29 protein-coding genes, 13 pseudogenes and 1 riboswitch are annotated in these 26,797 nt (G+C 38.9%); of the genes and pseudogenes, 21 read left to right on the forward strand and 21 right to left on the reverse strand.

Annotated features, from left to right (window positions below):
* Positions 1-33 precede the first annotated feature (33 nt).
* A pseudogene (gene hisD, locus KUH03_RS35560) lies at positions 34-1,334 on the reverse strand (histidinol dehydrogenase).
* A 2-nt stretch (positions 1,335-1,336) separates the two neighbouring features.
* The gene (hisG, locus tag KUH03_RS35565; protein ID WP_257089274.1) at positions 1,337-2,188 is read right to left on the reverse strand and encodes an ATP phosphoribosyltransferase; all 852 of its coding nucleotides are present in this window, start codon (positions 2,186-2,188) and stop codon (positions 1,337-1,339) included.
* An 886-nt stretch (positions 2,189-3,074) separates the two neighbouring features.
* Between hisG and KUH03_RS35570 the strand changes: the two genes are divergently transcribed.
* The 6 genes and pseudogenes from KUH03_RS35570 to KUH03_RS35595 all read left to right on the forward strand — a co-directional run bounded on the left by KUH03_RS35570 (position 3,075) and on the right by KUH03_RS35595 (position 5,723).
* Complete coding sequence (locus KUH03_RS35570; protein ID WP_257089276.1) at positions 3,075-3,233, forward strand: phosphatase PAP2 family protein; 159 nt, start codon at positions 3,075-3,077, stop codon at positions 3,231-3,233.
* 75 nt (positions 3,234-3,308) lie between these two features.
* Positions 3,309-3,577 (forward strand): annotated as a pseudogene (locus tag KUH03_RS35575) (Gfo/Idh/MocA family protein); the annotation flags it as partial.
* Between the two features lie 15 nt (positions 3,578-3,592).
* The gene (locus KUH03_RS35580; protein WP_257098071.1) at positions 3,593-3,997 is read left to right on the forward strand and encodes a Gfo/Idh/MocA family protein; all 405 of its coding nucleotides are present in this window, start codon (positions 3,593-3,595) and stop codon (positions 3,995-3,997) included.
* 160 nt (positions 3,998-4,157) lie between these two features.
* Entirely contained in the window at positions 4,158-4,337 is a 180-nt protein-coding gene (locus KUH03_RS35585; RefSeq protein WP_257089278.1) for a hypothetical protein, read from the forward strand.
* 141 nt (positions 4,338-4,478) lie between these two features.
* Positions 4,479-5,192: a hypothetical protein gene (locus KUH03_RS35590; RefSeq protein WP_257089280.1), complete on the forward strand. Its 714-nt coding sequence runs from the start codon at positions 4,479-4,481 to the stop codon at positions 5,190-5,192.
* A 33-nt stretch (positions 5,193-5,225) separates the two neighbouring features.
* Positions 5,226-5,723, forward strand: a complete 498-nt coding sequence (locus tag KUH03_RS35595) for a WG repeat-containing protein (protein ID WP_257089282.1) — start codon at positions 5,226-5,228, stop codon at positions 5,721-5,723.
* A gap of 104 nt (positions 5,724-5,827) precedes the next feature.
* Here the strand turns inward: KUH03_RS35595 and KUH03_RS35600 are convergent.
* Positions 5,828-6,450 (reverse strand): annotated as a pseudogene (locus tag KUH03_RS35600) (7-carboxy-7-deazaguanine synthase QueE).
* A 343-nt stretch (positions 6,451-6,793) separates the two neighbouring features.
* Here KUH03_RS35600 and thrS point away from each other — a divergent pair.
* From thrS to KUH03_RS35625, 5 genes and pseudogenes are all read left to right on the forward strand, one after another.
* A pseudogene (thrS, locus tag KUH03_RS35605) lies at positions 6,794-8,715 on the forward strand (threonine--tRNA ligase).
* Positions 8,716-8,726: 11 nt separating this feature from the next.
* Positions 8,727-9,286: pseudogene (gene infC / locus KUH03_RS35610) on the forward strand (translation initiation factor IF-3).
* Between the two features lie 39 nt (positions 9,287-9,325).
* Positions 9,326-9,526 carry a 50S ribosomal protein L35 gene (rpmI, locus tag KUH03_RS35615; RefSeq protein WP_002993964.1) on the forward strand — a complete coding sequence of 67 codons (201 nt, stop codon included), beginning with the start codon at positions 9,326-9,328 and terminating at the stop codon, positions 9,524-9,526.
* Between the two features lie 99 nt (positions 9,527-9,625).
* A pseudogene (gene rplT, locus KUH03_RS35620) lies at positions 9,626-9,969 on the forward strand (50S ribosomal protein L20).
* A gap of 262 nt (positions 9,970-10,231) precedes the next feature.
* Entirely contained in the window at positions 10,232-10,678 is a 447-nt protein-coding gene (locus tag KUH03_RS35625; RefSeq protein ID WP_208642462.1) for a DUF3060 domain-containing protein, read from the forward strand.
* Between the two features lie 69 nt (positions 10,679-10,747).
* Here the strand turns inward: KUH03_RS35625 and KUH03_RS35630 are convergent, their stop codons facing one another.
* The 10 genes and pseudogenes from KUH03_RS35630 to KUH03_RS35675 form a co-directional block, all read right to left on the reverse strand.
* Positions 10,748-10,903 (reverse strand): hypothetical protein, encoded by a 156-nt coding sequence (locus KUH03_RS35630; protein WP_257089284.1) that lies wholly within the window; start codon positions 10,901-10,903, stop codon positions 10,748-10,750.
* A 372-nt stretch (positions 10,904-11,275) separates the two neighbouring features.
* Entirely contained in the window at positions 11,276-11,527 is a 252-nt protein-coding gene (locus KUH03_RS35635; protein WP_257089287.1) for a hypothetical protein, read from the reverse strand.
* Between the two features lie 5 nt (positions 11,528-11,532).
* Entirely contained in the window at positions 11,533-11,961 is a 429-nt protein-coding gene (locus KUH03_RS35640) for a hypothetical protein (RefSeq protein ID WP_257089289.1), read from the reverse strand.
* Between the two features lie 8 nt (positions 11,962-11,969).
* Positions 11,970-12,629: a transglutaminase domain-containing protein gene (locus tag KUH03_RS35645; protein WP_373564547.1), complete on the reverse strand. Its 660-nt coding sequence runs from the start codon at positions 12,627-12,629 to the stop codon at positions 11,970-11,972.
* Positions 12,630-12,817: 188 nt separating this feature from the next.
* Positions 12,818-13,435, reverse strand: a pseudogene (locus tag KUH03_RS49700) (DUF3857 domain-containing protein); the annotation flags it as partial.
* 104 nt (positions 13,436-13,539) lie between these two features.
* Positions 13,540-13,704 carry a hypothetical protein gene (locus KUH03_RS35655; protein WP_257089295.1) on the reverse strand — a complete coding sequence of 55 codons (165 nt, stop codon included), beginning with the start codon at positions 13,702-13,704 and terminating at the stop codon, positions 13,540-13,542.
* Positions 13,705-14,574, reverse strand: a pseudogene (gene rimK / locus KUH03_RS35660) (30S ribosomal protein S6--L-glutamate ligase); the annotation flags it as partial.
* 59 nt (positions 14,575-14,633) lie between these two features.
* On the reverse strand, positions 14,634-15,053 hold the full coding sequence (locus KUH03_RS35665; protein ID WP_257089296.1) for a RimK/LysX family protein: 420 nt from the start codon (positions 15,051-15,053) through the stop codon (positions 14,634-14,636).
* Positions 15,054-15,128: 75 nt separating this feature from the next.
* Positions 15,129-16,304: pseudogene (locus tag KUH03_RS35670) on the reverse strand (AIR synthase related protein).
* A 145-nt stretch (positions 16,305-16,449) separates the two neighbouring features.
* On the reverse strand, positions 16,450-16,812 hold the full coding sequence (locus KUH03_RS35675) for a DNA-deoxyinosine glycosylase (protein WP_257089298.1): 363 nt from the start codon (positions 16,810-16,812) through the stop codon (positions 16,450-16,452).
* A 123-nt stretch (positions 16,813-16,935) separates the two neighbouring features.
* Here KUH03_RS35675 and KUH03_RS35680 point away from each other — a divergent pair, with 123 nt between their 5' ends.
* The 9 genes from KUH03_RS35680 to KUH03_RS35720 all read left to right on the forward strand — a co-directional run bounded on the left by KUH03_RS35680 (position 16,936) and on the right by KUH03_RS35720 (position 20,270).
* On the forward strand, positions 16,936-17,112 hold the full coding sequence (locus tag KUH03_RS35680; protein ID WP_257089300.1) for a hypothetical protein: 177 nt from the start codon (positions 16,936-16,938) through the stop codon (positions 17,110-17,112).
* Positions 17,102-17,551 (forward strand): SPFH domain-containing protein, encoded by a 450-nt coding sequence (locus tag KUH03_RS35685; RefSeq protein ID WP_257089302.1) that lies wholly within the window; start codon positions 17,102-17,104, stop codon positions 17,549-17,551. Before KUH03_RS35680 ends, KUH03_RS35685 begins: the two co-directional genes overlap by 11 nt.
* Before the next feature lie 26 nt (positions 17,552-17,577).
* A complete protein-coding gene (locus tag KUH03_RS35690) occupies positions 17,578-17,799 on the forward strand; it encodes a hypothetical protein (protein ID WP_257089303.1) in 222 nt (73 codons plus the stop codon).
* A 10-nt stretch (positions 17,800-17,809) separates the two neighbouring features.
* Entirely contained in the window at positions 17,810-18,028 is a 219-nt protein-coding gene (locus tag KUH03_RS35695) for an Arc family DNA binding domain-containing protein (RefSeq protein ID WP_257089305.1), read from the forward strand.
* 49 nt (positions 18,029-18,077) lie between these two features.
* Positions 18,078-18,584, forward strand: a complete 507-nt coding sequence (gene pepE, locus KUH03_RS35700) for a dipeptidase PepE (protein WP_257089307.1) — start codon at positions 18,078-18,080, stop codon at positions 18,582-18,584.
* Positions 18,581-18,787, forward strand: coding sequence for a Type 1 glutamine amidotransferase-like domain-containing protein (locus KUH03_RS35705; protein ID WP_257089309.1), 207 nt, complete (start codon positions 18,581-18,583; stop codon positions 18,785-18,787). Before pepE ends, KUH03_RS35705 begins: the two co-directional genes overlap by 4 nt.
* A gap of 169 nt (positions 18,788-18,956) precedes the next feature.
* Positions 18,957-19,091, forward strand: a complete 135-nt coding sequence (locus KUH03_RS35710; RefSeq protein WP_257089310.1) for a hypothetical protein — start codon at positions 18,957-18,959, stop codon at positions 19,089-19,091.
* Positions 19,082-19,768, forward strand: coding sequence for a CBS domain-containing protein (locus KUH03_RS35715; RefSeq protein WP_257089312.1), 687 nt, complete (start codon positions 19,082-19,084; stop codon positions 19,766-19,768). The genes KUH03_RS35710 and KUH03_RS35715 overlap by 10 nt, the downstream gene beginning before the upstream one ends.
* Before the next feature lies 1 nt (position 19,769).
* Positions 19,770-20,270: a magnesium transporter gene (locus KUH03_RS35720; RefSeq protein ID WP_257089314.1), complete on the forward strand. Its 501-nt coding sequence runs from the start codon at positions 19,770-19,772 to the stop codon at positions 20,268-20,270.
* 67 nt (positions 20,271-20,337) lie between these two features.
* On the opposite strand, the gene KUH03_RS35725 is transcribed toward KUH03_RS35720, so the two are convergent.
* The 8 genes and pseudogenes from KUH03_RS35725 to ubiE all read right to left on the reverse strand — a co-directional run bounded on the left by KUH03_RS35725 (position 20,338) and on the right by ubiE (position 24,660).
* Positions 20,338-20,781: a chloride channel protein gene (locus tag KUH03_RS35725; RefSeq protein WP_257089316.1), complete on the reverse strand. Its 444-nt coding sequence runs from the start codon at positions 20,779-20,781 to the stop codon at positions 20,338-20,340.
* Positions 20,782-20,941: 160 nt separating this feature from the next.
* Positions 20,942-21,211, reverse strand: a pseudogene (locus KUH03_RS49705) (chloride channel protein); the annotation flags it as partial.
* A complete protein-coding gene (locus tag KUH03_RS35730) occupies positions 21,193-21,495 on the reverse strand; it encodes a hypothetical protein (protein ID WP_257089318.1) in 303 nt (100 codons plus the stop codon). The pseudogene KUH03_RS49705 and the gene KUH03_RS35730, both read right to left, overlap by 19 nt.
* Positions 21,496-21,620: 125 nt before the next feature.
* Positions 21,621-21,683: riboswitch (Fluoride riboswitch) on the reverse strand.
* Positions 21,684-21,767: 84 nt separating this feature from the next.
* Entirely contained in the window at positions 21,768-22,061 is a 294-nt protein-coding gene (locus tag KUH03_RS35735) for a DUF423 domain-containing protein (RefSeq protein WP_257089320.1), read from the reverse strand.
* A gap of 9 nt (positions 22,062-22,070) precedes the next feature.
* Complete coding sequence (locus KUH03_RS35740; protein ID WP_257089322.1) at positions 22,071-22,526, reverse strand: GNAT family N-acetyltransferase; 456 nt, start codon at positions 22,524-22,526, stop codon at positions 22,071-22,073.
* A gap of 89 nt (positions 22,527-22,615) precedes the next feature.
* Positions 22,616-23,064: pseudogene (locus KUH03_RS35745) on the reverse strand (GatB/YqeY domain-containing protein).
* Positions 23,065-23,074: 10 nt separating this feature from the next.
* On the reverse strand, positions 23,075-23,836 hold the full coding sequence (locus tag KUH03_RS35750) for an SDR family oxidoreductase (RefSeq protein WP_120258362.1): 762 nt from the start codon (positions 23,834-23,836) through the stop codon (positions 23,075-23,077).
* An 87-nt stretch (positions 23,837-23,923) separates the two neighbouring features.
* A pseudogene (gene ubiE / locus KUH03_RS35755) lies at positions 23,924-24,660 on the reverse strand (bifunctional demethylmenaquinone methyltransferase/2-methoxy-6-polyprenyl-1,4-benzoquinol methylase UbiE).
* A gap of 413 nt (positions 24,661-25,073) precedes the next feature.
* Here ubiE and dnaB point away from each other — a divergent pair.
* Positions 25,074-26,683 (forward strand): annotated as a pseudogene (gene dnaB / locus KUH03_RS35760) (replicative DNA helicase).
* The last annotated feature ends 114 nt before the right edge of the window (positions 26,684-26,797 follow it).

Raw genomic sequence — 26,797 nt, forward strand, 5'->3', positions numbered from 1 at the left:
GTTTATGCCTTGTTTGGTTCGACTGAACTAAACTTATTTATTTCGGATGGATATCGCATTTTTATGTGCATGCAAGCCCTCAAGTTCAGCGAGTATTTCAACTGTGGATCCAATCTGTTGGAGTCCGGTTTCGTTGATATGCTGAAATGTTATTTTCTTTACAAAAGAATCGACTGAAACACCAGAATAGGAACGAGCATATCCGGATGTCGGTAAAGTGTGGTTGGTTCCTGATGCATAGTCGCCTGCACTTTCTGGTGTAAGGTGTCCCAAGAAAACCGAACCTGCGTTGCTGATGTGACGTGTCAAGGATTCCCACTGATCTGTTTCTAGAATAAGGTGTTCTGGAGCATATTCATTTGAAAATTGGATCGCCTCTTGGAGGTTGCTAACGATTACTGCATATGAGTTTTCTATTGCTTTAGAAGCAAGTTCTTTCCGCGGCAACACCGTTAATTGTGTTTCAAGTTGAATATTAACGGCATCTACTAAAGCATTAGAAGTTGCTACTAATACAGCTTGACTGTCTATGCCGTGCTCTGCTTGCGCCAGAAGGTCTGCTGCTACGAATGCTGGGTTGGCTGTTTCGTCAGCAAGCACAAGCACTTCAGAGGGCCCTGCGGGCATGTCTATGCTAACATTCGTTAGTCCCTGTATGATTGATTTGGCCTTCGTGACAAACTGGTTTCCAGGACCAAAGATTTTGTCAACTTTAGGGATAGATTGGGTACCGAAGGCCATAGCAGCAACCGCTTGTGCGCCTCCAACAAGATAGATACGTTTAATGTTGAGTAATTTTAAACAATACGCAACAAACCCATTAATCTTTCCATTGGATTGCGGGGAGAACAAACGACGATCTCTTTACATCCGGCAATTCGAGCAGGTATACCTAACATCAATAGCGTGCTAGGTAAAACAGCAGACCCCGGAATATAAAGTCCTACTTTTTCAATCGGACGGATTTCCCGCCAGCACTTCACACCAGGCATAGTCTCTACTGTACGTTCTCTTTTAAGCTGTGTACTGTGGAACCTGTGTATGTTTTGGAATGCTATTTCCAAAGCACGTTGTTGGTCACGGTGTATGGTAGTCGCTAATTCATCAATATCTTCTTCATTCAAAAAGAGCTTGTCAAGTTGAACTTTGTCAAATTTTGCAGCATATTCACGCAAGACACTATCGCCCTGCACCCGTACCTGCTGAATAATATCTTGGACGACTTCCTGAATTGAATTGTTCGGATCTGTATTCCGAGCAACCAATTGTTGCAGTTCCGCTTTTCCTAAAGATTGGTATTCGTATTTTTTAGCATGATCGTAAGAATCGGTCAAGTTTAGAGAATGATTTTTTCAATCGGCATCACAACGATACCTTGGGCACCCTCTGCTTTTAGTTTATTGATTTTGTCCCAAAAATCGTCTTCCGTAATTACGGTGTGTACTGCTACCCAGCCTTCTTCCGCCAATGGAACTACAGTTGGACTCTTTACACCATGTAATAAAGACGTGATGGCAGGAAGGTTCTTTTTCTCCACATTCAATACCACATATTTGGTTTCTTTAGCCAATAGAACAGATTCTATACGTTGAACCAATTCGGCAAGGACTTCATTTCCTTCGAGACCTTTTCTACCAACTAAAATAGCTTCGGAATTTTTGACATCGGCAAAGGGTTTTAGACCATTGCTTTTCAATGTTCCACCTGTGGAAACGATATCACATATTGCATCACTAAGTCCTAATCCAGGTGAAATTTCCACTGATCCGGATATCAATCGTATATCCGCATTGATTTGGTAGTCGTCAAGAAAATTTTTAAGGATATTGGGATAGGAGGTTGCAATTGCTTTGCCATTAAGGTCTTTGATATCTTGAATGGAACTATCTTTTGGTATAGCTAGTTTTAAGGTACATTTTCCAAATCCAAGTCGTTTTATATATTCCACTTTTGATTCTGTTTCGTCGATGATATTTTCACCAACAATACCAAGGTCGGCGATTCCCTGTTCGACATAGCCTGGGATGTCATCATCTCTAAGAAATAATATTTCTAAAGGGAAGTTGCCCACAGTAGTAATCAAGGAACTTTTGTAGTTTTCGAAATCTAAACCACAGTTTTTCAGTAATTGAACAGATTTTTCGTTTAACCTACCCGATTTTTGGATAGCAATTTTAAGATTTTTCAACGCTTTATAAATGTTAGCAGTAAATTATTAATAATAAGAAATCAAACTAGAGGGAGGGTATTCTACGTAAGAACACATTAAATTAACATATCGCCACATGGCGATGATGCAAATGAAAATGATGTACGTAGGTATAGATCATGTTTGTATTAATAACTGATAGCAAATGTATAGTAAATTAATGGGAAATACAAAATTATCATTTTAAAAAGTTAAAAGATTCGTTCTGTTGGTGCTTCAGATTTTTAAAATTTCGTATTATTTTCTATAAAGTTTGAAACATAGACTGGCAACTACTGGAAATTTCCTTATTTTTAGGGAGTGAAGCTTTTTTTTGCTCTATGTTGCTCATAAACTACATCCGTTGGAGCTTTCGAAAAATACATTGTTCGTAACTGCTTCTATTGATTACAATATTAAGTGGCTGAAAAAGGCAAATATCATGTCAAAAATAATCTATAGTAGATGAAAAGAATAGTATTTATTTTAATGAGTTGGATGTTATGTATGACGGGTACTGCACTTGCCCAGGAAAACCGGCTTCCACGTTAGATATTCGTATTTTAGAATCTATAGCTGAGACAAGAACTGAACCCCAGACACAGACTTTTAAAGTACTCTCCGATATCAACAACTGTGTGCAGGTTGCTGTGCCTGTTGGTCTATTAGTTGCTGGTGCTATCAATAATGATAAGGCAATGCGTCAAAATGCACTTTATGTCGCGAGTAGTACCGCTGTGACGGCATTGGTTAATGTCGGAATAAAACATCTGATCAAGCGGAGTCGGCCCTTTAAAAATATCCGAACTTTATATCTGTTCGTACGGCTGGTGGCTATTCTTTTCCTTCAGGCCATACGTCATCAGCTTTTGCAACAGCTTCAGCCTTGTCCCGTGCCTACTCAAAATGGTATGTTGTTGCACCGTCTTTACTTTGGGCGGGTAGTGTTGGTTATTCCAGAATGTATCTTGGTGTGCATTATCCAACGGATGTACTCGCTGGAGCGGTATTGGGGCTGGGTCGGCCTTTGCATTGGATGGGTTAAGAAAGTAAAATAGAAATAAGTTTAAATGAATAATTGATGCAAGTGATAAAAATATTGGTTGTAGGTTGTGGTAATATGGGAGCTTCTCATGCGAAAGCTTACCACGATTTGGATGGATTTAAGATCGTTGGTTTGGTCGCGAGAGGGGATAGTAAACATAAGCTTAATACGGAGTTAGGTGCTGATTACGCACTTTTTGAATCTTACGAAGAGGCATTGCTGCAAACAAAACCCGATGCTGTCTGTATTGCGACCTATCCTGATACACATAAAGATTATGCAATTAAGGCTTTCGAATCGGGGCTCATGTTTTTATTGAGAAGCCTTTAGCTGAAGATGTCACATCGGCAGAAGAGGTCGTGAGCGCCGCTATAAAGTATAATAAAAAACTGGTTGTAGGATATATTCTTCGTTATCATCCCTCATGGATGAAATTTATTGAGCTTTCGAAAACTATGGGAAAACCTTTGGTTATGCGGATGAATCTTAATCAACAAAGCCACGGTTACATGTGGAATGTCCATCGCAATCTGATGTCTAGCCTAAGCCCAATAGTTGATTGTGGTGTACATTATATCGATGTTATGTGCCAGATGGTAGGTGTCAGGCCGGTACGTGTCTCGGCGATAGGCGCCCGGCTTACAGACGATATTCCAGATTGGAACTACAATTATGGTCAGCTTCAGTTGCATTTTGAGGACGGATCTGTAGGTTGGTACGAAGCGGGCTGGGGACCTATGGTGAGTCAAAATGCCTTTTTGTAAAAGATGTTTTCGGTCCCAAGGGTTCGGTATCCATTGTTGCTGACAAAGCAAGCAACGAGGGTAAATCGGATTCGGTAGCGGCGCATACACAAACAGAAAACCTACGGGTACACTATGCTGATTTAGATGCGAATAATGAATTTGTTAAAAAGATGAGTGGGTGAACTTGGCCAATGAACCAGATCATCAGGAGTTGTGTAACAGGGAACAACGCTTTTTTCAGCAGGCCATCCTTGAGGATATTGATTTGTCTTCTTCCATGGAGGATGCGGTCAATAGTTTACGTATAGCGCTTGCTTGTGACGAAGCGGTTAAAACAAAACAGACAATATTATTGTAATTTTAGTTCGTGTAAGATTTACTGTTTTTTTGTCCCTTTTATGAAAAATTGAGAAGGAAAAAACAATTAAATAAAAAATATAGCAGAAGGATAGGCGTTTTGGTCTATCTTTTGTTATTTAGCTACATATTTATCATTCTTATGAAGAATTTATTCAAAGTGGCGTTATTGTTTGGATTGTCCATTCCTGTAGTGCATGGGCAAGATAAACAATGGCAGATGGAATTTGTGTTTAAAGGTGAGATTTCACCCGAAAAATTTGAAAATGAGATTCCAGAGTTTGCAAAAGAATTTTACGAGCCTTTTCTGAAAGGGAAGACGGCCTACAAGAATGTTGAGGTCTTAGCAGATGCCAATTATTCTTCAGCTGTTGTCAATCAGAAAGAGCATGCTATTTTGAATAGAAAATTGGCGAAAACCTATTCTTTCTCTGCAGGAGATGATATTGTAACAGCAGATACTTATCATCCTTCTTATAAAATTGTTAGCAACAGGTTAAAGGAATCTGAAGGCCCCTATGTATGGATGCAAGATTTAGGAGAGATTGAAGAGGTTGCCGGTGTGACCTGTAAAAAAGCAAAATTATTTATCAAAAATCAGGCGGATTCTGCGGAAGCAACTGTTTGGTATTCGGAGGCGGTGCCAACATACTACATGACTGCTTTTTCATTTGTAAATGATCTCCCGGGAGCGGTGCTTAAACTGTCGTTGGGCCAAAATACAGATCTGGGTTTTGAGACAACTAAAGTCTCTAATGTTTCAACTGTGGAAGGCTTTCAATTGCCTCAGGATGTTAAAGTTGTTGATATATCAGGGAGTAGTCATACAGAAGAAGGGGGACGTAAGTTTGTTTGAAGATACTTTTCCCTGGATAAGTCACTTAAATGGGTGATGGTGAAAGATAATGATACGAGTGATGAATATTATGGAATAAAGAGTTCAACGGGGCAAGAGGTATTGCCATGTTCACTTTTCTCATTGGCCTATTTTAACGATCGGATTGCCATTGTTTCAGACAAGGATAATTACTTCTGGTTGTTGGACAAAAAGGGGAACAAGGTCAATAAAACGGGATTTGACTGGCTTACTCCAGCGACTGAACGATTGGCTATTTTTCAAAAAGATGGAAATTTTGGATTGGTCACACAGGAAGGGAAGGTTTTGCTTGATAAGAAGGAAAATATAAGTAAGTTTTTAAATAATTATTTGATGTTTTCGGAAGATGGGAAAATAGGTTTGTTGGACGAGAATGGGAAAATTATTATTAATCCTAGTCTATTATTTTTGGATGTAGATAGTGCTGGTAAAGTTTTGGTGAGAGATAAAGAAGGGGAGGAGACCAAAACACTTGAACTTGATACGTTTATAAAGGAATATGTAAAGTGATTTAGATTTTGTTGAGTAGAAGACTAAGTATAAGTTAACATAAAAAAAGCATTCAAACTAAGTAGATTGAATGCTTTTTTGCTTTGATTATTTTTATATTCTGGTTACGGAATATTTAGAAATTTGTGTGTCTGTAGGGAGATATCCCATTTCGGGTTCTCCTTGACATAGTCAATAATAGACGGGGTCATTTCTTTGGATTTTGACCATTCGGGCTGAAGGTATAATCTGCAATTTGGTCCAACTAATTGTGCATATTCTTCTCCCCAGGCAAAATCGCTTTTATTGAAAACAATAACTTTGAGCTCACCTGCGGCATCGAGGACGTCTTTTCTTGGGGCTTTGAATTTTTGGGAGACAGACATATCCAATCCCATTCTCCACTTAAAGGATAAGCGCCTGATGTTTCAATAAAAGTTTTTATGCCCGCAGCGTGGAGACCTTTTGTGAGGTAATCCAGATTATAGATAAGAGGTTCACCTCCTGTGATAACAACTGTTTTAGCAGGATATTTTTTTGCATTTTCAATAATTGAATCTGCAGCTGTAAGTGGATGGATAGATGCATCCCAGCTTTCTTTTACATCGCACCAATGGCAGCCAACATCGCAACCACCTAATCTGATGAAATAAGCAGCAGTCCCGGTGTGGTAACCTTCTCCTTGAATGGTGTAAAATTCTTCCATCAAAGGTAATCGTGTTCCGTCTTCTGGTACTTGATTCGACATAGTTAAAATTTGAGTCTGCAAAAGTAGCAAATATTAATGATATGCTCAATTTCTCTTGTTGTTTTCAGTAGAATTCGTGTCATTTTTATTGGGTTGAAAAATTAATGACGATCTCAGGTTTCATGAGCATCATATAGGTGTTTTGTTTAAAAAATAAACTTGGCCATAAAAAGGGGAGGATTGTTCAAAAGGGGTAAGAGATCATAAAAAAACTGTTTATTACCAGAATTTTTGCTAAATTTGTTTCACAATTTATTTATTGAAAACATAAGTGTAATAACATAATTGTACATGTTGTTTTGTGTTTTCTATTTTTTAACAATATAAAAAATCATAGTTGTAAATGATTAAAATTACACTACCTGATGGTTCCGTTAGAGAATATCAAAAGGAATCACTGCAGCAGAAATTGCTTTATCAATTTCTGAAGGGCTAGCGAGAAATGTTCTTGCGGCTGAGGTGAATGGTGAGGTATGGGATTCTGCCCGTGCTATTGAAGAAGATGCTAGTGTTAAGTTGTTAACCTGGAATGATACAAAAGGAAAATCTACTTTTGGCATTCTTCGGCTCACTTACTGGCTGAGGCTTTGGAAGCTTTGTATCCAGGGATTAAATTCGGTATTGGTCCGGCTATTGAAACCGGATTTTACTATGACGTTGATTTTGGCGACCGTGAATTTTCTTCGGATGACTTTAAGGCCATTGAAGACAAGATGTTGGAACTTGCCAAACGTAAAGAAACTTTTGAGCGTAAAGCTGTTTCGAAGTCAGATGCCTTAGCGTATTTTACCGAAAAAGGAGATGAGTATAAGCTTGATCTGATTAAAGATTTGGAGGATGGAAAGATTACATTCTATACCCAAGGGGAATTTACAGATTTGTGCCGTGGTCCTCATATTCCAAACACAGGGTTTATTAAAGCCATAAAATTAACTAACGTCGCTGGTGCGTATTGGCGAGGTGATGAATCACGTAAACAGTTAACACGTATCTATGGGGTAACTTTTCCGAAAGCATCGGAGCTCACTGAATATTTGAAGTTCATCGAAGAAGCAAAAAACGTGACCACCGTAAGTTAGGTAAAGAACTAGAGCTTTTTGCATTTTCAGAAAAAGTTGGTGCAGGATTGCCTTTATGGTTACCAAAAGGGGCTGCGCTGCGTCAAAAACTGGTGGATTTCTTACAAAAAGCGCAATTGAACTCGGGATATGAACCTGTAGTCACTCCACACATTGGTCATAAGCAACTGTATGTGACTTCAGGTCACTACGAAAAATATGGTGCAGATTCGTTTCAACCAATCAAAACACCTATCGAAGGTGAAGAGTTTTGTTGAAACCGATGAATTGTCCACATCACTGTGAGATCTACAAAGTGAAACCACGTTCGTATAAAGATTTACCTGTTCGTTTTTCTGAATTTGGTACTGTATATCGTTACGAGCAATCGGGTGAGTTGCATGGTTTAACTCGTGTGCGTGGGTTTACTCAAGATGATGCACACTTGTTCTGTCGTCCGGATCAGGTAAAAGATGAGTTTAAAAAAGTAATTGACCTAGTTCTTTATGTATTTGGTGCTTTAGGATTTAATGACTATACTGCACAGGTATCGTTGCGTGATCCTGAAAACCGTACCAAATATATCGGAACCGATGAAAATTGGGCTTTGGCCGAATCTGCAATTATTGAGGCCGCTGAAGAAAAAGGTTTGCCGACAGTTGTGGAATATGGTGAAGCGGCTTTCTATGGACCAAAACTGGATTTCATGGTAAAAGATGCCTTGGGACGTAAATGGCAGTTGGGTACTATTCAGGTTGATTACAATTTACCAGAACGTTTTGAATTAGAGTATACTGGAAGTGACAATATGAAACATCGTCCAGTGATGATTCACCGTGCACCATTTGGATCGTTGGAACGTTTTGTGGCCGTCTTGATCGAGCATTGTGCTGGACAATTTCCGTTATGGCTTGCGCCTGAGCAATTTATCGTCTTACCAGTGTCAGAAAAATACGAAGAATATGCGCAAAATGTTTTGAATTCGCTAAATAATTCCGATATTCGCGGACTGATAGACTTACGTGACGAGAAGGTGGGCCGAAAAATCAGAGACGCCGAAGTGAAAAAGCTTCCTTATATGTTAATTGTAGGGGAAAAAGAGGTGGAAAATGGCACAGTTTCTGTACGTAAACATGGCTCAGTAGAATTAGGTACTATGACTGCTGACGAATTTAGAGATATATTAATTAAGGAAATAACCGTTTAATTTTTAAACATTTGGCATTAAAAAGACCCGGTGGTCCAAGACCACCAATGAGAAAGAAAGAACCAGATCACCGCATTAATGAGTTAATCAAGGTACCTGAGGTACGTTTGGTAGGAGATAATGTGGAACAAGGAGTTTTCCTACGCGCAAAGCGTTAGAGTTGGCTGATGAGTTGGAACTTGATTTAGTGGAGATTTCGCCAAATGCTGTACCGCCGGTTTGTAAGATTATCGACTACAGTAAGTTTGTTTACGAACAGAAGAAGAAACAAAAGGAAATCAAAGCTAATGCAAAACAGACTGTTATCAAAGAAATTCGTTTCGGACCTAACTCTGGTGAACATGATTTTGATTTCAAATTGAAACATGCGATTAAGTTTCTTGAAAGTGGTGAGAAAGTGCGTGCATACGTACACTTCAAAGGTCGTGCTATCGTACACAAAGATCAAGGTGAGATCTTGTTGTTACGCTTCGCTCAGGCACTAGAAGATTACGGTAAAGTAGAACTTTTACCAAAATTGGAAGGGAAACGTATGTTTTTAACAGTAGCTCCAAAGGCTCCTAAAAAATAATAAGAATTCTAACAGATTGATATAAAATTTATAAGTATTATGCCAAAAGTTAAAACCAATTCCAGCGCAAAGAAACGTTTCAAATTGACTGGAACAGGTAAAATTGCAAGAAAAAACGCTTTCAAAAGCCACATCTTGACAAAAAAGAGCACAAAACGTAAACGTAACTTAACACAAACAAGTTATGTATCTGATGGCGACATGGGCAACGTAAAACGTATGCTTGCTATCGGTAAATAAGTTTTATTCGATTTTATTTAATAATAATTTTTTAACCGGGTACAGGGTCGTAAGTTCATTGAAATACATGGCACCTTTTACCAAACTAATTTTAAAAATATGCCACGTTCGGTTAACGCAGTAGCTTCAAGAAGAAGACGCAAAAAAATCCTAGGCCTTGCAAAAGGTTACTTTGGATCACGTAGCAAAGTTTATACTATTGCTAAAAATACAGTAGAAAAAGGTTTACAATACGCTTACCGCGATCGTAAAACCAAAAACGCGAGTTTAGAGCTTTATGGATTCAACGTATCAACGCTGGAGCTCGTCAACACGGAATTTCTTATTCCCAATTGATCGGTAAATTAAACGCTAAAAACATTGGCTTGAACCGTAAGGTTTTAGCTGATTTAGCTTTAAATAACCCAGAAGCTTTCAAAGCAGTTGTAGACGCAGTAAAATAGAGTTTTTAATCCGTTATCAATTTGTTAGAGATATTAAAGGAGCCTAAAAGGCTCCTTTTTTGTTATCATTTGTTACCGCTGAGATTACTGTAGTCTTTTTGGGACGGTGTTTGTATGTATAGCGGGGAACTGCTCGGCGTATTTTATTTGGAAAAAGCCTTATAGCCCCTCTGAACAACTGAAATTATCAAACTATAAGTAACAGCCATTTACGCTCAATATTAGGTTTGATTTTTGTAGAATGAGCTAAAAACATACAATTATGAAAACAAGAACTATCGCATTTGGATTTTCACTTCTTTTATTAGGAGGTATGGTTATGGCTAAGGGGCCAGGTTACAAAGCTCCAATAAAAGCTGTATCTGATCAACAAGGAAAAGTTATATCAATTGAGGGAGTGGGTAACACCCGGACAATAGAGGCCAAGGGAGGAGAGACAATCCAAATAGAAGGCGCCGATAATAAGGTTGTGATACGTGGTAATGTTAGTAAAGTTATTATTGAGGGTAAAGGTAATACAGTAACGGGAAACGACGTGTCAACTGTTACAATTGAGGGCGCAGACAATATGGTTAATATTGGCTCTTTGGAGACAGTGCAAATTGAAGGTGTTAAAAACCATGTTCACTACAAGTCAACTAAAAACAAATCTGGCCAAGTAAAGGTATCTACCGAAGGAGCTGATAATATGGTAATGAAGATGAAATAGCTGAAAAGGCGCCCATAAAAAGGGTTTTGCATGATATCATGCAAAACCCTTTTTATTTAGAAATAGTATTTAGTTTTTAGCTTGATTATCATCGGGCCGCTCCCGATCTATTTCGTCTTTTTGTGTTTTATATTCTCCAGATACAGTTTGCGTATTTTGTTCTTGTATGGGATAGGGCTCTAAGAAATCCTGATCAAAAGGATGCGGAGTAACAGCTCGCTGCATATGATTGTCATCGTGATATGTTCGAAGACAGGTCCCTTTGATACGTTCGGAGTTATATGCGTAAGTTCCCAGATACAGAAAAAGAGGATGGCTCTAATATTATCTTTGTAGGTCGTGAATAGGTCTTCTGTTTTATCTAAATATCCGTTGAAAATAAAATAATATGCAATTCCATCCATTGTACAGAATATGGCCATAAATAGAGCGACGATAAAGAAGGTCTGGGCAAATATATCCCTTTTTTGATCAGTAGAATAGCGCTATAAATTAAACCAGCAAGTATCAATACATTACCGATCATTTCTACCAGCAGTAGAATTTTATATGAAAAGGATGAAATTCCAGCTACCTGATCAACTGCTTGCCAGGTGTTTAAATTAAAAAGGACTGCTGGAAGAAAAATATGCCAGATAAAGTCAATATATTGATAAATAACACAACAATAAGGAGTACGATCATCCATCCGCCTATTTGATCGTAATAAACCTCATCATAGGGTTTGATGATAATAGGTTTGCTCTTGTTATACTTTTTAACAATATACCAGATCACAGTCGGTACAGAGACGATGAATAAAAGTAGGGTGAACCAATTGATCTCCTTCGATGATGCAGGTGTACCCAAGTTCGTTATTCCATCTGTCGCATATCCGTCAGCATCAAGATAGAAACCATTGAAAAGATATTGTCCCGATCAGCAAAATCCGTATAATACTGTTTCAGATCTTTTTGTTCAACAAATGGTTCATGAAAACCTAAGGTATACGCAATTTTAATACTATCTGGATTTATCTCCAATGTTTTACCGAATACATAGGCATTACGGTCGAAAAAACTGTTTTCTCTATGGTTGCCAAATAGTTTCTTTCCCTTGTTAACCACATAGATTTCATATTCGATATCATTAGGGAAAGGCAGGTTTAGTGGAGCTATACGATCTTCCATAATTTCGGGCAGCTTGTCGTTGATATTTGTGCCCAACATGGAAATATATTTTCTAGAAGATCCGTTTTCTGCTTTTCCGATATTTTTTATTTTGTATTTTTCAATGATCTCCACACGATTGTTTACAATATCATCTTTGTATTGGACATTGGTGATTTTATTGATTTTGGGATAGATTTTCGCATAGTACTCCAGGTATTGCTTCTGTATATCATTTTGGCACTACTTTGAAAATAAGTCCGCATATTTTCTGCTTCGTTGCCGAGATAGATAGTTTGTACATCAAGGGTAGCTTCGGATTTGCCTTCAAGTGTCAATGTTTCCCTGACTTTAATATTTCCGGTAATATTCTGTGGTACATCTGTCAGTTTCCCTTTACCCATCGCTGAGAGTACTTTCCCATAGGCAGGGAAATATCTGTTTTTGATATCTCCACCTTGATTGGTGATGGTTGGATCTATATATTGGTAACGTCCGTCAACATTCACCTCAATAACCATGTGGTTGAAAGCATAGGGCGATGGGAGTTCTTCTTGTAGCCCGCGGTCTTTATAGGTATTGGCTAATACCAGTCCTACGCCAATGTTCTTGTTTTTAAGTATTGTCGCCAGCAGCATTGATTTATCTTTGCAATCGCCGTAGCGCTGCGAAAACACTTTTTCCGGTACATTCGCCCGGTGTGAATATTCGCCCATCTCAATACCCATATACCGTATTTCGTTTTGTACGAAGTCACAGGCCTTTTTAGGTACACATAGGGCTGTCCATTTGACTCTTTCCATAGTTGATTAACGAAAGTTTGAAGTGCGCTTGACGGAGCAATCTGTGGGATGGGATTGATCCTATTATTCCATTGATCTACCTCCAGCCAAGTATTGAATTCTGAACACTGGATATATTTTAAAGGGCTATACCAAGCCGGACTATAATTTTCGTATTGTACTGTTTTATCTTCGGTCAGTTCCCAAAAGAAATTGGTTGTATTTCCCGCGGATTGTTGTTGTACTTCTGGAGCGCCATTGAAACTTTTGAATTGAAGTTTACGACCTTGAGGGACAATATAATTGAGATGAACCAAGCCGGTAGGCTCATAGCCGCGTAAATAATAGGTGTCGAAAAATTTATTTTCAAATACAGGGTTTGCACCAATTATTGAATAAGCAAATACAATCTTGTCGTCTTTACGCAAATCCTCCAGGACACAATGGGCCATCTGACTTCCATTGTAGATAGATCTCGAAAGTTCCGTTTCGGATGCGAGGAGCTTGAATTTTGCTTGCGGTAATAAGTTAATATCTTTCCCGTTACGAATGATCTTCAACTCATGTAATTGAAGTTTTTGGAAATGCGGATCAAAAGTTACCTGAACTTGTCCCAGATTTTCGATTCCACTTTGATCAAATAATACTTTTATGTCCTTATAATATTTTGTTTGGCTCCCTAAGTTTATTTGATGCTCGATTAATTCATAGTAATACCCATCACTAATATCATCCAAATTTGGTTTTATGGGCTTTTTTGTGGCGGACCGAAGCCAACTTGGTGATGCTGTTTTTGAATGGATGTTTGGGCTAATGACCAAGAGCATGCAGCTAGTACGAGTGCAAAAGCTAATAGAAGATGGCTAAATCTTTTCATCAATTAATAATTTAACCTAAGATAAGTAAAATTTGGACGTAACTGTAGCTTAATTTAAGGATCATTAATAATCTTTATGGAGTAAAAATCTGGCTGTCTAAAAGATAAAGGGTTGCCTGTGTACACAGGCAACCCTTTATCTTTCAATCCGGAGATATTATAGTTTACTCTCTCTTTTTTCTTTTTCTTCACCACTTTAGGCATTTGTGCCTGTTTCATTTCATGCTGTCTTTCAAGGTATTGAATGATTTCAGAAGCAATGTCCTTTTTCGTGGCTTTTTCTATACCTTCCAGTCCAGGGAGGAATTCACCTCTAGTACCAGCGGTCCCCGGTCTGAAGGAATCATATCCACACCACAAACCGTAAGTCCCAATTGGGCTGCAGCAGCAATTGCAGTTTCTCTTTCTGCCTTACTTAGGCGTATGACCTGCGCTGTACCACCGCGGTGTATGTTGGAGCGAAATTCACCTTCCTTAGCCGTACGTTTCATCGCCCCCACAACTTTCCCGTCGACCACAAAAGCTCGGATATCAGAGCCTTTCGACTCTTTGATGAACTCTTGGATCAAAATATTATTTCCGAGGCCGTAGAACGCTTCTATAACAGATGAAGCTGCTTTCTTAGTTTCTGCTAAAACAACACCAATCCCTTGCGTACCTTCCAATAGTTTGATCACCAATGGAGCGCCGCCGACCATACTGATTAGATCATCAACATCGGATGCTGTACGAGCAAAGCCCGTAATCGGAAGTCCAATACCTGCACCGGACAAGATCTGCAGACATCTCAATTTATCTCTGGATCTGGTAATCGCTTGACTTGGATTTGCGGAAATAACATCCATCACCTCAAATTGTCTAACAATAGCTGAACCATAAAAGGTGACCGAAGCGCCTATTCGGGGAATAATAGCGTCAATACCACTAAGATCTTGTCCTTTGTAATGAATACTGGGTTTACCTTGTTGAATGCCAACGTAACACTTACTGTGATCTATGACAACACATTCGTGTCCTTTGTTGGGCAGCTTCTACGAGACGACGAGTTGAGTATAAACTCTTTACTGTCGATAATACGGCAATTTTCACGGTTTGTATATTGAATATATTTTTGTGCTAATATAACAAAATAGCTTTGCTATTTGTTTTTATTTTGACGGGGACTTCAAGGAGAGATTTTCTTTGGAAACGTCGACCAAAAATCTGCGATATAGAAAATTCTTTCCTAAAAGCATCGGATAAGTCATTTTGGAGCGATTTCGAAATGAAATCTTGATACTGAAAACCTGATCATAAAGCTTCGCTGTGGTTCGGATGTAATAACGCTTTTCCTCCTGACCAAATGAACTTTTAACCAGTTTAGTTTTGTAAAGTCTTAATTTTAGAACTTTGGTTTCTTCTGTCTCGAAATTGGTAATGAGTTCACAGAGAATCCAGTCCTGGCCATCTTCATTAACGATTTTATAGGAATTACAGTGCAAAACAGATGAAGCAGCACCGGTATCGATTTTTGCTTCTATGCCAAATATTCCTAATTCAGGTAAATCTAGGGTCTCTTTCCAACCCACAAGAAGTTTTTCTTTCATTTAAACCAAATGGAATAGAGGCACCAATCTCTTCAATAGAAATTGGTGCATTCCTATTTATTCGTAAATAAATTCTCCAAAAGGAGATGTAATCGTTACTTTTTTAGAAGTTGCCTCTTCCACACGACCGATAATTTGCGCGGGAACGCCGAACGACTCGGAAATAGCAATAATGTCCGCAGCAATGGCTTCAGGTACATATAATTCCATACGGTGTCCCATATTAAATACCTTATACATCTCTTTCCAATCTGTATTCGATTCTTTCTGTATCAATTCGAAGAGCGGCGGGATCGGGAAAAGATTGTCTTTAATAATATGTACATTGTCAACGAAGTGAAGTACCTTAGTTTGCGCTCCACCCGAACAATGTACCATTCCATCAATTTGAGAACGGTATTTATCTAATATATTTTTAATGATTGAGCGTAGGTACGCGTAGCTGAAAGTACAAGTTTACCCGCTGTCACTTTTTCGCCCGTTTCAACTACGATGTCATTGGTTAAGTCTTGGCTTCCTGCAAAAACAAGTTCGTATGGAACTGCTGGGTCATATGCTTCTGGATATTTCTCTGCTACTTTTTTGTTAAAAACGTCATGACGTGCAGAGGTCAAACCATTGGAACCCATCCCGCCATTATAGGCTTTCTCATAGTTTGCTTTTCCATTGATGCCAAACCGACAATTACATTGCCCCTTTGATTTTGTGATTTGAAATGACATCTTCACGTTTCATACGACATGTCACTGTGCTATCGACAATTATTGTACGTACCAGATCACCAACGTCAGCAGTTTCACCACCAGTTGAATAAATACCGATACCTAAATCACGAAGTTCAGACAATATTTCTTCCGTACCGTTAATGATTTCTGCAATGACTTCTCCTGGAATAAGATTTTTATTCCTTCCGATTGTGGATGATAGTAGGATATTATCGGTTGCTCCAACACAGAGTAAATCGTCAATATTCATGATAATTGCATCCTGTGCAATACCTTTCCAAACCGAAATATCTCCTGTTTCTTTCCAATAGACATAGGCTAGGGAAGATTTGGTGCCAGCACCATCAGCATGCATAATATTGCACCAGTCCTGATCTCCACCCAAAATATCTGGAATGATTTTACAGAATGCTTTGGGAAACAGACCCTTGTCGATATTTTTTATCGCATTGTGTACATCCTCTTTTCCAGCGGATACACCTCGTTGATTGTATTTTAAATCTGACATCTTAGCGCAAAAATAAGCAATAGCGCTGAATTAACGAACCTTATTTATGTAATTTAATCACTTATGATCGCTCGCCAATGCACGATGAGTTTCTCGAGGTTTGTTTTTGCATTTGCAGGGCTTGTGCTGGGGAGACATATATAAGTTACGTTTTCCTTTTTTCAAAATACTTTACGTATAAATTATGGGCCTTCTGTCCATTAAAAACGACCAGTTTGATTGCAGGATTTGCCTCAAGCAGAGCTATAATTGGATTGGGACTTTCATCTTTAATGGCTAAATCCATGCTGCCGGGACGAGAAGCTTCCGCACATACATCCCAAAGGCCAATGCCATTGTCTACTAGCAGGTTTACTTTGTCAGCATAGTTTGTCGCATTTGGGCTGTTATATAAATGCCGGATGACTTTCCAAAAGCGATTTTGCGGATGTGCATAATATTCATTTTGCTCCAATGATTTGTCCCCGGGCAGAGATCCCAGGATGAGTGTTTTTGTGTTTGCATTCACAAGAGGTAAAAAGACCGTTTGAGCATAATCAAAAATAATAATAAAAATTTTGGCTTTGAAATATGAAATATTTTTTGCTATATTTATGATATTAAAATGATATCAAATATATATTAATAAATTATGGAAAAGTTAATTAAACCTATGTCGGGCTATTTAGCCCTGTTAATTGCGGTAGCTTCTTTTATAGCTGCCATATTTTCGTTTGCCAATATCGATACGAGTTCGCTTTATGTTGTACTTGGCGTAGCCTTGATGATCGGAACATTTTTTTATTCTGAAGGGATTGATGATTATTAATCCAAATCATTCGCGTGTTTTGAATTTCTTTGGTAAATACGTGGGGACGGTCAAAGAAAACGGTTTATTTTTCGTCAATCCGCTATATTCTACCATCAAGATCAGTCTGCGTTCAGACAACTTACAGGGGCAAACGCTGAAAGTAAATGATAAGATGGGAAATCCGATCGAGATAGGCGCGGTCATTGTATGGCAGGTAGGGGATACCTATAAAGCTGCTTACGATGTAAGTAACTATACTTCCTATGTACGTACACAGAGCGAAGCAGCAGTACGGCATCTTGCGGGAAGTTTTCCTTATGATAACCTTGAGGATGAGGGGCTGAGATCACTTTGCGCGAAGGCGGGGATACCGTTAACCATATCCTTGAGCAGGAGCTTTCAGATCGTCTTGCACCTGCAGGAGTTATTATTAAAGAGGCTAGAATTAGTCATTTAGCTTATGCATCTGAAATCGCTGGGGCGATGCTACAAAGGCAACAAGCTGCAGCGATTGTTGCTGCACGTTCTAAGATTGTCGATGGTGCCGTAGGAATGGTTGAAATGGCACTAAAAAAATTGTCCGAAAAAGATATAGTAGAATTGGACAATGAGAAAAAGGCAGCTATGGTAAGTAACCTTATGGTTGTACTTTGTGGAGAAAAGGCAGCAACCCCAATAGTAAATACCGGTACTTTGTATCAATAAACTGAATAAAATGGCAGATAAAAAGAACTTTATGTTGCGGCTCGATGACCAAATGTACAAAGCATTGGAAAAATGGGCTGCGGATGAGTTTAGGAGTGTTAACGGGCAGATAGAATATCTTTTACATAAAGCGCTGCAAGAAAATAAAAGATTGAGTGCGGAGAAAAAGTCTGCAGATATAAAAATAAAGAATCAAAAACTAAAAATGTACCTTTGGCTTCATTTATAACGAAGCCAAAGGTACATTTTTTTGTTAAGTAATATTTAAGTAATAAGATATGGTGATCAATCCAATTTATAATTTATTGGTCGTAAGCACAAGTACTATCCATGGTAGTGAATTCCTGGAATATATTAAAGAGGATTTTGTAAAGTTTATTGCATCTGATGAGCTGCTATTTGTTCCTTTTGCGCGACCATCCGGAATTTCTTTTGATGCGTATACGGCGAAAGTTCAGGAGGCTCTCAACGATAAGAATATAAAGGTAACCGGATTACATGAATTTGAGAACAAGAAAAAGGCCATCCAGGAGGCAAAAGCAATTTTTGTTGGTGGCGGAAATACATTCTTGTTGTTGAAGACCTTGTATGATCTGGATCTTGTGCATCAACTACGCGTACAGGTAGGGAAAGGAATTCCCTATGTAGGTACTTCCGCTGGATCTAATCTGACAGGATTGACCATTGGTACAACGAACGATATGCCTATTGTTTATCCACCTAGTTTTGATGCCTTGGGATTTTTACCTTTTAATATTAATCCACATTTTTGGATCCGGATATGAACTCGACACATAAAGGAGAAACCCGTGAAACCCGTATCCAGGAGTTTCATCAACTTAATTCGCAACCTGTCGTCGGACTTCGGGAAGGGAGCTGGCTTAAGGTAAGTCAAGGTGAGATAGAACTTGAAGGAACGTTGACTGCCCGATTATTCAGACCAAATATGGACGCTGTTGAACTTGATCCTGGATTAATTAATTTTTAAGATTTTGTAAAATCTGCACTCTTTTGTAGCTTAATAATAAAGTAAAAGCAGGTTGCTGTCTATTTAAATAAATATTGGGTCTTTCTTCGTTAAAAAATACTTTTGTAGATGATTGGATATCATACAAAATAAGGTACTTTTGCGCTAAATCCATTAAAACTTTCTTCCAATGGAACAAAATTCAGCATTACACCCGGCCGATATTGCGGAAGAAATATCGCGTCTAAATAAAGGTGAGCAACATCAATATTTTATGGACTATCCATTAGAGGATAGATTGGAAATCTTTTCTTTTTGGAAGTAGATGTCCAATATACATTGATTAAATCAATGACCGAGCAGGAGTTGTCCGAATTGCTGAATAATCTAAAACCGGATACGCGAAACGAATTGCTTTCTGAATTGCCAGATGATCTAATCAAATATTTGATTAATCTCTTAAATGAACGTGAAAAGCAGATGGCCCTGGAGCTGATCGGATATAAAGAGGATAGTATTGCCCGACTAATGACACCAATGTATGTACAGGTACGTCCTTATTATACTGTGGATGATGTCTTTCGGCATATTAAAGTCTTTGGAAGAAAAGCGGAAACACTCAATTTCATTTATGTCGTTGACGAGAAAAATGTGTTGATTGACGATTTGAAAATCGGTCAGCTACTATTGTCTGATGGATCTACAAAGATTTCGGACTTAATCGATTATAATTTTGCGGCTATTAAAGCCTCCACACCCATGGAGGAAGCCTTCGAAATTTTCCAGAAATACGATCGAAGTGCCTTACCGATTGTTACCGAAGCTGGTGTATTGGTCGGAATTGTGACATTTGACGATGTATTAGACCGGATCGAAGATCGTGACACCGAAGATATTCAACGATTTGGGGTATGGAGGAATGGATTTGGCATATACAAAGACCCCATTACTTCAGTTAGTACAAAAACGGGCGGGATGGCTTATTATATTGTTTTTCAGTGAGATGCTTACGGCGTCAGCCATGGGCTTTTTTGAAGGAGAACTGGAAAAGGCAGTTGTATTGGCATTGTTTGTTCCTCTAATTATTTCCAGTGGTGGAAATTCCGGTTCACAGGCAGCATCACTTATTATTCGTGCCATGGCTCTGGGCGAATTGAAACTCAAAGATTGGTGGTATGTGATGAAAAGGGAAGTTTCTTCCGGATTGATTTTGGGCGGGATATTAGGTACTATTGGTTTCCTACGGATACTGGCCTGGCATTTTCTTGGTCTGTATGACTACGGTCCGTATTGGATTGCCATAGGTCTTACAGTAGCAGTGTCTTTGGTGTTTATCGTGTTGTGGGGTACGCTGTCTGGTTCATTTATTCCATTTATCTTGCGTCGATTTGGATTGGATCCAGCCACGGCATCAGCGCCCTTCGTAGCAACGTTAGTGGACGTTTCGGGATTGATTATTTATTTTACCGTTGCAGCATTCTTTTTGCAAGGTAAATTATTGTAAGCCTTTCAGAAAAAATATAGAAAAAGCATAAAACAACAGCTTGGTTTTATGCTTTTTATTGACGGGATTACAAATTCAATTTTCGATACAATTTTTCTTTAATTCCACCTTTCTGGGCAATATAAATTCCTTTTTTTCCGGAGAATATAAATGCGGTTATGCAAGCAATTGCTATAAAAACAACAGGTTGGAAGCCGAAAAGTTCATAGCCCATAATGATGCAAGCTAAGGGTGTATTTGTAGCGCCAGAGAATACGGCAACAAAGCCCATCGCAGCCAATAATCCAAGCGGGAGTGGGATAAAGCCGCTGAGTGCACTGCCAAGAGTCGCCCCAATAAAAAATAAAGGGGTCACTTCTCCGCCTTTAAAACCGGCAGAAAGGGTAAATGTGGTTAAGATCAATTTGATTAAGAAATCATAATAATCCGAGGGATTATTGAAAGCCTCCTGAATCATTGGAATACCTAAGCCGATATATTTTGTACTTTTTAGCAATACCACCGTAATCACGATGATGATGCCACCGATAACAGGTCTGAGCAGAGGGGATTTGATCTTTTAAATTGAGCACTGAAGAAGTCTCCGGTGAGGGTGAACAACCAGGCTGCCAAGCCAAATAAAATTCCAGCAATCAAACTCAACCCAATATTGCTTAAAGAAAGCGCAGGAATCATTTCATGTATTGGGTAATGTGTGTGCGGTACATGCCATAATTGACAGCTAAAATTTGCGATATAGGCTGTGAGAAGGCAGGGGAGGATACCAAAATATCTTTTTTACCAATGAGCAGGACCTCAAGGCCGAAGATCGTACCGGCTAGTGGTGTGCCAAAGACGGCAGCAAAACCCGCAGTAATACCGATAGATATCAGGATGCGTCGTTCGGTTTTGTCGAAATCAAACCAACGGTTGAGCTGATCGGCTATTGCTCCGCCGATCTGAACTGCCGTTCCTTCACGTCCGGCTGACCCGCCAAATAGGTGGGTAAGTAAAGTTCGAACAGCACAAGTGGTGCCATAACAAGCGGTATCCTGCGTTGTGGACGAAGATACTCTTCGATTAGGAGATTATTCCCTTTGCTTGACGGGTTGCCCCAGCGCTGATAGGATAGGGCAATAACCAAACCTGCAAATGGTAATCCATAGATTATCCAAGAATTGTTTTCTCTATATTGTGTGACCCAATTCAGCGAAAAAAGAAAAAAATGCACAGATTGATCCAACACTAAAGCCTATTATACAACAAGTAATAAGCCATTTAGCAATAAAACGGAGATTAATTTGAGGTGGTTGATTTGAAATTCTGATAGCCATAAGTCTACACTCTATATAAAATTTGTTGTTTTTATACTAAAAAGTAGACGTCATCAGCTTATTAAGGCGGTTCAGGGCAGACATCATTGCCATATGTTAGACAAAGTTATAAAAACGAATGATAATTGCAATCCAGCCGAGGATCATCAATAATCCCCTAGAGGAGTGATTGGTCCAAGAAATTTTAGATTTTTTTCCAGTATTCTGCAAAGGAAAGAAAATAAATACTTAAGGAAAACAAAAGGGTACCCGATGTAATTAAATAATAGGCAACTCTTTCAGATTGATATTCAAAGGATAGGTTTAGCCCAAGAATCAATAAGGTGATCGCTGCATACATTTGATAGCGAACACCCACTTCAAAAGAATCCAATTTTTCGGGCGATAGAATTTTTTTGAATGCGTGCGCCCCGAAGGCTCCAAGTATAATTGCCAACGCGCCTAATAGGGCAGCAGTAATGATTACAATGTTATTCATATAGATGGTCTATTTGATAATAGATTTAGTCATGTCAATGTGCAGGATTCCGTAATCCGGATAGGGTTCAGAGTTTTGCTCAAATCCTAACTTCTCATAGAATGACTTTAAGTGAAATTGCGCACCGATTTGAATATCCTGAGGTCCAAAAGCGTCTAAAGTAGCTTCAATAGATTTATGCATAAGGAGTTGACTTAGGCCTGTTCCTCGGGCTTCTTTTACAACAATAACACGTCCGATGGAAGGTTGTAGATATGAAATTCCAGCTGGGACTAAACGGGTGTAAGCGACAATTTCTCCATCCTGCTCGGCCCAAAGATGGAGACAGAGGTAATCTTTATCATCCAGTTCAGGATATAGACACTCCTGTTCCACTACAAAAACCTCTGTACGTAATTTTAAAATACGGTACAATTCACGGTTTGTTAGCTCTTCAAAATTCTTAAGTTTCCAATTATATTGCATGATAGCGAATTAAGAGAGGAAATTGAGTTACTGATCAATCTGTTTCAGTGGATGATCGGTAACTCAATTTGTGTTATTAAAAGGGAAAATTATGCCAATAGGCTTTTTACAACTTCGGAAATTGTTTTTCCGTCAGCTTGTCCCGCTAATTTTTGATTGGCAGCACCCATTACTTTTCCCATTTCTTTAATGGATGAAGCGCCCGTCTCAGCGATGATCGCTTTGATAACAGCCTCTACTTCCTCTTTGCTCATTTGTTTAGGAAGGTAAGCTTCAATCACTTTTTCTTCTTCTACCTCGATTTGGTAAAGATCCTCACGATTTTGAGTCTTATAGATTTCAGCAGATTCACGTCTTTGTTTTACCAATTTTTGTAAAACTTTAATTTCAGCTTCTTGATTCAGATCTTCTGCATGGCCTTTCTCCGTTTTCGCGAGGAGAATAGCTGCTTTAATCGCACGTAATCCACGCAATGCAGCCGTATTTTTGCAATCATTGCCGCTTTAATGTCTTGATTTATTTGTGTTTCTAATGACATGATATTTAAATTATTTTCGATTGACAATCGTGCCTGTAGCCTGTGCTGTCGGCATTATTAATAGATCGTTGATATTAACATGAGCTGGTCTGGTGATGACGAAAAGAATAGTTTCGGCAATGTCGGTACCGGTCAGGGGCTGTACACCTGTATACACGCTTTTTGCTCTTTCTTTGTCTCCATGAAAGCGAACCTCAGAGAATTCTGTTTCAACCATACCGGGGTCGATAGAAGTAACTTTGATACCTTTGGAAAGTAAGTCTATACGCATTGCTTTTGTTAGTGCATCTACCGCATGTTTGCTTGCGCAGTATACGTTACCATTTGGATATACTTCTTTGCCTGCAATAGAGCCCAAATTGACAATATGTGCCCCATTTGCGGTATCCATTAATGGGATGACTGCTTTGCTGACATAAAGTAGTCCTTTGACATTGGTGTCGATCATTCTATCCCAGTCACCGATATCACCATCCTGGATTGGATCCAGACCTTGGCTAAGCCCTGCATTATTGATCAATACATGGATTGTTTTCCATTCCTCTGGTAAACCGTTTATTTGGTTTTGAACCTGTTCTGAATCTCTGACATCCAATTCAAACGTATGAATTTTGATGTGGGGATAGATTGAATTCAATTTTTCCTTCAATATATCCAGTCGATTTAGTCTACGGGCACAAAGCAAAAGGTTGTAGCCTTCCTTCGCCAACACTTCAGCACAGGCTTGACCAATACCTGAACTTGCTCCTGTGATGAAAACTGTCTTTGTCATATTTTTTAACTAGTTGAAATAGTAAATCTCATTGCTGACTGTAATTTCATCTGTTGATAAAACTCAATCCAAGAGTCTTTCATAGACCTATTTGGTCGCAATATAAATCGTGCAAATGCCAAATGTTTGTGGTCTCACAATTGTTTGGTCAAAGCCAGCTTTTTTATTTATTGCAACAAATTTCTGTCCATCTGGGAACTGAGCAACGGATTCCGGTAAATATTCGTAAGCACTGGCATCTTTTGAGAAGAATTTTCCAATGGTCGGTGTCACATATTTGAAGTAAAAATTGTAGAGCTGCTTTATCGGGAATTTTTTGGATTCGAAAATTCCAAAATAACGGCCTTACCGCCGGGTTTCAATACGCGGTAAATGTCGGACAATCCTTTTCTAAGTTTTCAAAGTTACGGACACCAAATGCAACAGTAACAGCGTCAAAGGTATTGTCTTCAAATTGAAGCCTTCCGAATCGCCTAATTGTACTTCAAATTGATTTTCCAGTCCTTTGTTTGCGATTTTCTTTTTAGCGACATCAAGCATTCCTTGAGAGATATCGACCCCAATTATTTTTTTGGATTCAATATCTTGATGGATTCCAATGCAAAATCACCTGTTCCGGTAGCCACATCTAACATGAGCTGAGGTTTAATGGACTTCAGGGCATTAATGGCTTTCTTTCGCCATATAATATCAATCCCCATGGACATGAAGTGGTTTAAGAAATCATAGGAATGGGAAATATTGTTGAACATATCCGCTACCTGTTTTTTCTTGCCATCATTGGCATCTTTATAGGGCTTTAATGTTGAAGAATCGTGCGTCATTTTACAAATATACAATATAAGTATATTTTTAATGCTTAAAATAGGATTTGTTTTTTGATTTAAAGCTGAAGTCTTTTCCTCTTTAAGAAAGCTGATTTGGAGCGGTGTCCCAATAGAATTAAACCCAATCATTTTGAATTTCGATCATTTTGGTTATTCACAATGCTTTAAGTTATCAACACTTTTTAATGTATTGATTTTAAGTGCTTGTTTTTTATTTTCAACATGTTTTCAACATCTAATGTTGAAAAGTGCATCGTTAAAACTGTGTCCTTCAAAGCGTTTTGACGTTTGGTGCCTGACGGACTAATTATGCTGTTTGTAATTCAGCATCTTTGTGAATTTTATTTTTATACATTTGTTATCCCGTCTTAAATTTAAGAGCTGGGAAGCTATATTTCTGATATAATATCATGATGAACGAGAGCAATTTTGAAGCGAATAACACGGATAATAACAAAAGAGGTAGTTATGGTGAGCGCCGTACCAAATTAAACAACATGGTAAGCGGCTTGGGTAAGCTACCGCCCCAGGCAGTAGATCTTGAGGAAGCTGTTTTGGGCGCATTGATGCTTGAAAAAATGCACTGAGCGAGATTATTGATATTTTAAAACCAGAGTCTTTTTATAAAGAATCACATCAGAAAATTTTGAAGCTATATTTGGCTTATTTCAAAAGACTTCGCCTATCGATATCCTGACGGTCACCTCCGAGTTACGTAGAATGGGGGCGCTGGAAATGGTGGGGGAGCTTATTATATCACGCAGCTCACCGATCGAGTTGTCTCTGCTGCTAATATCGAATACCATGCGCGTATTATTTCGCAAAAATATATCCAAAGGGAGCTGATCAAAGTTTCTACTGAGATTATCAATAGTTCCTATGATGAGACCTCGGATATTTTTGATCTCTTGGATCATGCCGAGAAGAGTTTGTTTGATATTGCACAAAATAACTTGAGAAGAGATTCGCGTAAGATGGATGACATTATGCGTGAAGCAATTTCCAATCTTGAGATGTTGCGTGATCGTACAGATGGTCTGACGGGTGTACCATCGGGTTTAACTGCACTAGATCGCATGACTTCTGGTTGGCAACCTTCTGACTTAGTGATTATCGCCGCTCGTCCAGCGATGGGTAAAACGGCGTTTGTATTGTCTGTAGCGCGAAATGCTGCTGTTGAACATGGTAAGGCTGTTGCCGTATTCTCGCTGGAGATGTCCTCTGTTCAGCTAGTTAATCGTCTTATCGCAGGTGAAACCGAAATTGAACAAGAGAAGCTGAAAAAGGAAATCTTGCCGATCACGAATGGCAACAATTGCATTCACGTATCGGTCGACTGACAGAGGCGCCGATCATTATTGATGATACTCCTGCATTGAACGTATTTGAATTTAGGGCAAAATGCCGTCGTCTGAAAGCACAATATGATATCCAGATGGTGATTGTCGATTACTTGCAATTGATGCATGGTAAAGCTGAGGGCAAGGGTGGGGGTAACCGTGAGCAAGAAATTGGTAGTATTTCCCGTGCTTTGAAATCTGTTGCGAAAGAGCTGAGTATTCCAGTACTGGCATTGTCGCAGTTGAGCCGTGCCGTGGAGTCGAGACCAGGAAATAGTAAAAGACCGATGTTATCGGATTTGCGTGAATCCGGATCTATTGAGCAGGATGCCGATATGGTACTTTTCTTGTATAGGCCAGAGTACTATGGCTTGACCGAAGATGAAGAAGGGCGTCCAACAGCCGGTGTCGGTGAAGTTATTATCGCCAAGCACCGTAATGGGGAAACGGGGATTGTGCCACTTCGTTTCGTAGGTAAATTCGTTAAATTTGTCGATCTTGAAGATGAGTTCTCCGGAATGGGTGGCGGTGATGGTTTTGGAGATGCTCCAACCACATTTTCTGCCTCAGCGTTGAATCCGTCACCAAATTTTGGTGAAGACTTCGGTGGAGCAGGCTTTAGCGGAGGCATTACAATGCCTTCCCGCATGAATGATATGCCTGACGATGCACCTTTTTAATCAGTAATTTTACATTAGTATCCATAAATAAAAAGCCGAATATCATATTCGGCTTTTTATTGACCTAAGTTTAATCAACCACCGTAGCAATCTTTAATGGATTGCTGCATATTT

This window comes from Sphingobacterium sp. E70, assembly GCF_019285695.1.
Lineage (GTDB): Bacteria > Bacteroidota > Bacteroidia > Sphingobacteriales > Sphingobacteriaceae > Sphingobacterium > Sphingobacterium detergens.

Excerpts from the sequence above, each read along its gene's own strand:
- KUH03_RS35590 (WP_257089280.1), top strand. The coding sequence starts at position 4,479 with ATGAAGAATTTATTCAAAGTGGCGTTATTGTTTGGATTGTCCATTCCT.
- rpmI (WP_002993964.1), top strand. The coding sequence starts at position 9,326 with ATGCCAAAAGTTAAAACCAATTCCAGCGCAAAGAAACGTTTCAAATTG.
- KUH03_RS35625 (WP_208642462.1), top strand. The coding sequence starts at position 10,232 with ATGAAAACAAGAACTATCGCATTTGGATTTTCACTTCTTTTATTAGGA.
- KUH03_RS35630 (WP_257089284.1), bottom strand. The coding sequence starts at position 10,903 with ATGCAGCGAGCTGTTACTCCGCATCCTTTTGATCAGGATTTCTTAGAG.
- KUH03_RS35645 (WP_373564547.1), bottom strand. The coding sequence starts at position 12,629 with ATGGAAAGAGTCAAATGGACAGCCCTATGTGTACCTAAAAAGGCCTGT.
- KUH03_RS35655 (WP_257089295.1), bottom strand. The coding sequence starts at position 13,704 with ATGAAACAGGCACAAATGCCTAAAGTGGTGAAGAAAAAGAAAAAAGAG.
- KUH03_RS35680 (WP_257089300.1), top strand. The coding sequence starts at position 16,936 with ATGGAAAAGTTAATTAAACCTATGTCGGGCTATTTAGCCCTGTTAATT.
- KUH03_RS35685 (WP_257089302.1), top strand. The coding sequence starts at position 17,102 with ATGATTATTAATCCAAATCATTCGCGTGTTTTGAATTTCTTTGGTAAA.
- KUH03_RS35690 (WP_257089303.1), top strand. The coding sequence starts at position 17,578 with ATGCTACAAAGGCAACAAGCTGCAGCGATTGTTGCTGCACGTTCTAAG.
- KUH03_RS35695 (WP_257089305.1), top strand. The coding sequence starts at position 17,810 with ATGGCAGATAAAAAGAACTTTATGTTGCGGCTCGATGACCAAATGTAC.
- pepE (WP_257089307.1), top strand. The coding sequence starts at position 18,078 with ATGGTGATCAATCCAATTTATAATTTATTGGTCGTAAGCACAAGTACT.
- KUH03_RS35705 (WP_257089309.1), top strand. The coding sequence starts at position 18,581 with ATGAACTCGACACATAAAGGAGAAACCCGTGAAACCCGTATCCAGGAG.
- KUH03_RS35710 (WP_257089310.1), top strand. The coding sequence starts at position 18,957 with ATGGAACAAAATTCAGCATTACACCCGGCCGATATTGCGGAAGAAATA.
- KUH03_RS35720 (WP_257089314.1), top strand. The coding sequence starts at position 19,770 with ATGCTTACGGCGTCAGCCATGGGCTTTTTTGAAGGAGAACTGGAAAAG.
- KUH03_RS35735 (WP_257089320.1), bottom strand. The coding sequence starts at position 22,061 with ATGAATAACATTGTAATCATTACTGCTGCCCTATTAGGCGCGTTGGCA.
- KUH03_RS35740 (WP_257089322.1), bottom strand. The coding sequence starts at position 22,526 with ATGCAATATAATTGGAAACTTAAGAATTTTGAAGAGCTAACAAACCGT.
- KUH03_RS35750 (WP_120258362.1), bottom strand. The coding sequence starts at position 23,836 with ATGACAAAGACAGTTTTCATCACAGGAGCAAGTTCAGGTATTGGTCAA.